This is a genomic window from Myroides sp. C4067 (genome assembly GCF_038039665.1).
Taxonomy (GTDB): Bacteria; Bacteroidota; Bacteroidia; order Flavobacteriales; family Flavobacteriaceae; genus Flavobacterium; species Flavobacterium odoratimimum.
In genome coordinates, this window is sequence record NZ_JBBPHJ010000052.1 from 1 (window position 1) to 5,624 (window position 5,624).

Annotated in this window: 5 protein-coding genes and 1 pseudogene; 5 read left to right on the top strand and 1 reads right to left on the bottom strand. The window is 25.9% G+C overall.

Annotation, left to right across the window (positions count from 1 at the left end; translation table 11 throughout):
- Positions 1-251 precede the first annotated feature (251 nt).
- The 3 genes from AABL87_RS17555 (at position 252) to AABL87_RS17565 (ending at position 1,856) form a co-directional block, all read left to right on the top strand.
- Positions 252-401, top strand: coding sequence for a hypothetical protein (locus tag AABL87_RS17555; protein WP_006264136.1), 150 nt, complete (start codon positions 252-254; stop codon positions 399-401).
- Between the two features lie 147 nt (positions 402-548).
- Positions 549-1,493 carry a site-specific integrase gene (locus tag AABL87_RS17560; protein ID WP_341277685.1) on the top strand — a complete coding sequence of 315 codons (945 nt, stop codon included), beginning with the start codon at positions 549-551 and terminating at the stop codon, positions 1,491-1,493.
- A gap of 93 nt (positions 1,494-1,586) precedes the next feature.
- Entirely contained in the window at positions 1,587-1,856 is a 270-nt protein-coding gene (locus AABL87_RS17565) for a helix-turn-helix domain-containing protein (protein WP_341277686.1), read from the top strand.
- A 93-nt stretch (positions 1,857-1,949) separates the two neighbouring features.
- Here AABL87_RS17565 and AABL87_RS17570 read toward each other — a convergent pair whose 3' ends face one another.
- Positions 1,950-2,846, bottom strand: coding sequence for a helix-turn-helix domain-containing protein (locus AABL87_RS17570; protein ID WP_341277687.1), 897 nt, complete (start codon positions 2,844-2,846; stop codon positions 1,950-1,952).
- A 198-nt stretch (positions 2,847-3,044) separates the two neighbouring features.
- Between AABL87_RS17570 and AABL87_RS17575 the strand changes: the two genes are divergently transcribed.
- On the top strand, positions 3,045-4,271 hold the full coding sequence (locus tag AABL87_RS17575) for a helix-turn-helix domain-containing protein (protein ID WP_341277688.1): 1,227 nt from the start codon (positions 3,045-3,047) through the stop codon (positions 4,269-4,271).
- A gap of 830 nt (positions 4,272-5,101) precedes the next feature.
- A pseudogene (locus AABL87_RS17580) lies at positions 5,102-5,624 on the top strand (hypothetical protein); the annotation flags it as partial.

Sequence of the window (5,624 nt, forward strand, 5' to 3'; positions counted from 1 at the left end):
AGCACAAAGATATTATTTTACACTTTCCTCCCCAACTTTTAACGTTGATCCAATTAGGTGAGTTGAATTTTCAACTAAAAGAAGTGTAAATTTCACTCACCTACCTGTTTTTAGATAATTGAAAATCAATGGTTTATCCTGTGAGTAAAATGATTTTACTTGATGGATTTTGATTTTCTTTTGTTATACTTGAGTGAGTTATTTTAATAAACCATATCAAAACAGCTTGGTTAACATTAAAATAGATTGATATGAAGGCAAAAAACACTTTTGGTATACACTTTGTAATTCGTGCTATATCTTCATTAGACAGCGAAATGTCTATGATTTATGCCCGTGTGACTGTCAACGGGCAACGTACAGAAATCTCTTTAAAAATTAAGATTTCATCACTATTATAGGATTCTGTTAGAGGGAAATTAAAAGGAAAAAGTAACGAGGTAAATAAAATCAATGAACATATTGAAAGGGTTCGTTCTTTAATAACAGATAGTTATCATACGCTTATTCAGCAGAAGAAAGTTGTATCAATTGGTACTGTAAAAACTATGTTCTTAGGAATGGATGATTCTCAGATGTCTGTTATAAAGTTAATAGAATACCACAATACAATTTCATTGGGTAAGTTAACTCAAGGAACATTGAAGAATTATACAGCTACTACTAAGTATATTAAAAAGTTCCTTTTTTCAAATTATAATAGAAATGATATCTTTTTGAATGAACTTAATTATAAGTTTATTTTTGATTTTGAGAGTTATCTAAGAAGTTGTAAGCCGATACATAGTCATCAACCATTGAGTAACAATGGTATAATGAAACATTTAGAAAGAGTTAAAAAGTTAGTTAACCTAGCTGTTACTATGGAGTGGATTGAAAAAGATCCTTTTTCAAAGTTTAAACTTAAATATGAGAAAACTAGTAGATCTTTTTTATCAAGAGCAGAACTGGATATTCTAGTTAAGAAACGATTTAAAAGAGAGCAATTACAAGCTGTATTGGATATGTTTTTATTTTGTTGTTATACAGGCTTAGCCTTTATTGATATTTTTGAATTAAAACCATCTAATATTGTAGTTGGAAGTAATGATAAGTTATGGATATTCTCTCAACGTGTTAAAACTAAAATTACAATACAGGTTCCTCTTTTACCAGAAGCTCTAAAACTGATAGAGAAGTATAAGTGTAACTCTACTGCTATGGAGTTAGGGAAGATATTTCCAGTTATAAGTAATCAGAAAATGAATGCTTATTTAAAGCAAATCGGCAGTGTTTGTAAGATTAATAAGAATCTTTCGTTTCACATGGCAAGGCATACTTTTGCTACCACTTTAACCCTTAATAATGGAGTTCCAATGGAGTCTGTTAGTAAAATGCTAGGACATACTGCTATGCGTACAACACAGATTTATGCTAAAGTATTAGAATACAAATTAAGTGAAGATATGGAGAATTTACGATTGAAAATGATAGATCAAGACTTAAGAGCATAAGAGCCAAATGTAACTTGCTACAACCAATTTTCAAAACAAATTGATTTTATATAGATTTTAGAGGTATTGTTATACTTTAAAACTTATAAGAATATGAATGTAGAATTAATTACTAAAGAAGACTTAGAGCAGTTTAAAACTGATATTATCAATGAGATAAGACGTTATAGTCCATTTAATCGAAAGAAAGACGAACAAGCAAAGCAATGGATAAAGAGTTTTGAGGTTAGAAAGTTATTAGGTATCTCTCCTGGTACACTTCAAAATATGAGATTAAAAGGAACTATTCCTTATAAGAAAATAGGGGGCCTTATATTCTATCGATATGAGGGTATAGTAGAAATGATGAATACAAAAGCCTGAAATTATTCAGGCTTTTGTATTTTAGATATATTCTTTTTGTGATACAATAAGTACATTCTTGTATTCACTTAAGGTGATCTTGTTTGTGTGTGTTTAAATAATGGTATTTTTATATTCTGTAGGTGTGCATTTGACAAAAAGCTTAAAATACTTTGTGAAAGTCCCTCTAGAATTGAAACCACATTCTTCAGCTATAGCTTCAATTTTATAATTTGGTTCTAATTGTATTAATTGTTTTGCATGCTGTATTCTATAGAATGCAATCATTGTATAATAGTTTGTATTTAACTCATTGTTTATTTTTTTTGAAATTTCATGAACAGGGATTTTTACCTCTGTACTTAAAGTATTAATAGTAAAATCTACACTTAAAAATCGAGTTTTATTGTTTTCAAAATAATCTAATATTACTAGTGTGGATTCAGAATATTTATGTTCTTTTAAAAAACTAATAGACAGTTTTTTGGCTATATTATGTTTTAAGTAATTTATTAAAGTTAAGATAGAATATAATAAAATATAAGATTGAATAATTAGCTGAACAAATTCAAGTAAGTAATTAAGATGCTTTAGTGATTGAACATAAATGTTTAATAAAAAATGAGTTGTTAGTAAAATAATTGTAGTTATTGAGATATGATTTAAGTAAAGATGAATAGGTTGATGTAAGTATTGATTTATATTATTAGGCTTTAAGAATTGAAATATTCCTAATAGGGTAAGTATATAGGATAATGTGTAGTATATATTATTAGTTATTAGATTATTTTTAAACAAAAATATACAGATAGTTTCTAAAGTTATTAGAGATAAATATAGTCTAATGCTAGTTCTGTTTATAAGGATTAATATAATTTGTACAATTATGTATAGATAAATATCAGTATGTGAATACATAATATTTATTATCTGTTTAATAATTAATAAAGTAATAATAAGGCAAAGAAATAACTTTTTCTTTAGTAGGGTGTTATTGTTTGAATTGATCATTTTTTCTTTTAAAGATAGGTTATTATAACATATTATGTTGTTATTGATTGGTAATGTTAATGTTTATTTATTAGTGTATTAGTTTTGATTAGAAAATAAAAAGTACTAGATTTGGAATAAATAATACTGTATCTACATAGAATTAGTGTTTTAAGTAAATCGCCTGACTTAATGTTTAATTAATAATAGAAAGTAGATATGTATATCGTAGTTATATTTTTTACAATTCTTTCAATTGTTGCATTGAAGGAAGTTTTGTTGTATTACAGGGTAAAAAAAAGGAATATTGATTTGGTTGCTTTTAGATTATTAAGTAGATTCAATTATCTAATTGTTATACAGTCTTCCACCCTTATTTGGCAATTTATAGTTAAGAAAGATATTGGACTTTTCCCATTTTGGATGTTATTGTTTCTATTCTATGGACCTTATGTTTTTTTAATTATATACCATTATTTATTCAAAGAGAAAGAAAAGCTTTTTGGAGTTTATTTTAAAGATTATTATTTATCACTTTTTCTTTTTGTCTTACTTTCTTTTATAGTGTTTTATGTGAAAGACGATTTGAGATTTATAGAGGATATATGGTATTATTCCTTTTATGTGTTTGTTATGATGCATTTGCTTTTTTATGGAATAAAAGGATTTTATTTATTGAAAGATAGGTTGTCAGAAGCAGTAAGTAGTAATAGAAAGGAATTCAAGGCTATATTGTATTTGTCTTATTTGATAAGTTTTACTATTGTTTTTTCTATAATTATTTTTATTTTCTTAACTCTGTTTGATCATAATTATGATGTTTTATTTGTTTTCTCAATCTTAACTTTATTATGGCTTTATGTTATAGTTAGTACTTTTAGATACAATGTGATTTCAGATACTTTTAAAGTGGATTTTTTAACTCAAGATGAATCGTTTGAAATTTATAGTAACACTTCTGAAGTAATCTTAACTAATCAAGTAAAAAGGGAATCTTCTTTCTTAGATTATGATTTAATGCATAATGATGAGATTAAGATAAATGTATTTGAAGTAAATAAAGATGTTTGCGATAAGTATGATAAGGTTAGATTAAGTGAAGATTTTCTAGAACAGATAGATATTAAAGTTAAACAAGTTATTTTAGTAGAGAAAGCTTTTTTAGATCCTAATTTTAAAATTAGTGATTTAGCTATAAAAATTAAAGTCTCTAGATATTATTTAGCACAGTATTTTACCTATAAGCATAAAATGAGTTTTAGAGAGTATATTAATTCTTTAAGAATTAAAGAGATTCTTGATAAGGTAGATAAACTCACTTGTAAAAAAGAGATGACAGCAAATGAGTTATTCTTTCAAAGTGCATTTAATTCAAAGGCTTCATTTTTTAAGAGCTTTAAAAATGTTACAGGAATGACCCCAGCAGAGTATATTAAGTTAGTATAATTATTTAGGTTAAGCCAATTAGTGTAAAATACTAGTTGGCTTTTTTTATTTAAAGTGTATAATAGATTTTGTTAGCTAAATTATATAGTTTTTCCTACCCAATAGTATAGGAATTATATGTTAACTAGTTTCTTTTTTAGGTTTGTTATTTTGTAAGATATGATTTTTTGTTTTTTATTATATTGTTGAATAATAATTGTTTATGTGTTTTTTTTTGTTAGTCTAGTATTATAGGAGCTTATTGTTTTGTTATATGCTCAAGAATATAACAAAACAATACTTACAGGAGGAAGATTTTATCCAATTTTGTTATAAAGGTTAGGCGGATTATTAGAATATTAGTACTTGCTCTTTACAGTTTTAGAAGTATAGTGTTTAGAAAAATTATAAAACCAGGGTATTATGAAAAACTTGTACATATAGAATTATTTTATAATTCAAGAAGTTGATGTTTATTATCTAGTGTACTTATCTGATAGATTTAAATAGGAAGTTAGTTTTAATTTTTAATTATAGAAAAAGGAGCTATAGGAGTAAAGTTTAGTTTAAAAATGGTTGATTATATTTATCTGGGAGTATATAATATAATTATTCAACCTTTTTTGTATTTTTTATTAAATTGATTCTTTAAAATAGGTTTAGACAATACGTTTAGACCTATTTTTTTTTGATACTTATTAGTGATTTACGAGTATTATTTGATTGTTAGTTTTATTATTTGATTGTTATGAAACAATTTCATTTTTGTTAATGTGTTCTTATGAATAACAAAGTGATACTTATTTTAGTGCTATTGTTTTGAAATTCGTGTTAAATAAAATTTATGTAACATGAAAAAACAATTACTATGTGTGGCTGCATTTTTATTTGTGTTGTCACTACAAGCTCAAGTGGGTATTGGAACTAAAACACCTAGTAAGTCTGCAGAACTTACAATAACTTCAAATGATAAGGGATTATTAATACCAAGTATTCCTTTAAAGACTACTAATGACACTTCAACTATTTCAAATGGGAATGTCGAAAGTTTATTAGTTTATGCTAATAAAAAACAAGGGGACATAGAACCTGGATTTTATTATTGGAATAAAACAAAATGGTTAAAATTAACAGTTGGTGAAGATGTAAAGGATATTGTGATAAATAACTTTGAAGAAATTGTTAAGAATGAGACTGTTCAAAATATTTTAAAGACAGCAGGAGGAAATGTTTTTTATGATGGAAATAAATTTGAATACTTAGATCGTTCAGGAGCAAGAAAGGAATTATTTTTTTCAACAGTAGTTAAGGCCAATGAAACAGTAACTACGCTTGTGGCTGGCGCTGATGGTACGTATACCTATAAGTCAGAGG

Coding starts and splice junctions, on each gene's coding strand:
- AABL87_RS17555 (WP_006264136.1), top strand. CDS start 252: ATGAAGGCAAAAAACACTTTTGGTATACACTTTGTAATTCGTGCTATA.
- AABL87_RS17560 (WP_341277685.1), top strand. CDS start 549: ATGTTCTTAGGAATGGATGATTCTCAGATGTCTGTTATAAAGTTAATA.
- AABL87_RS17565 (WP_341277686.1), top strand. CDS start 1,587: ATGAATGTAGAATTAATTACTAAAGAAGACTTAGAGCAGTTTAAAACT.
- AABL87_RS17570 (WP_341277687.1), bottom strand. CDS start 2,846: ATGATCAATTCAAACAATAACACCCTACTAAAGAAAAAGTTATTTCTT.
- AABL87_RS17575 (WP_341277688.1), top strand. CDS start 3,045: ATGTATATCGTAGTTATATTTTTTACAATTCTTTCAATTGTTGCATTG.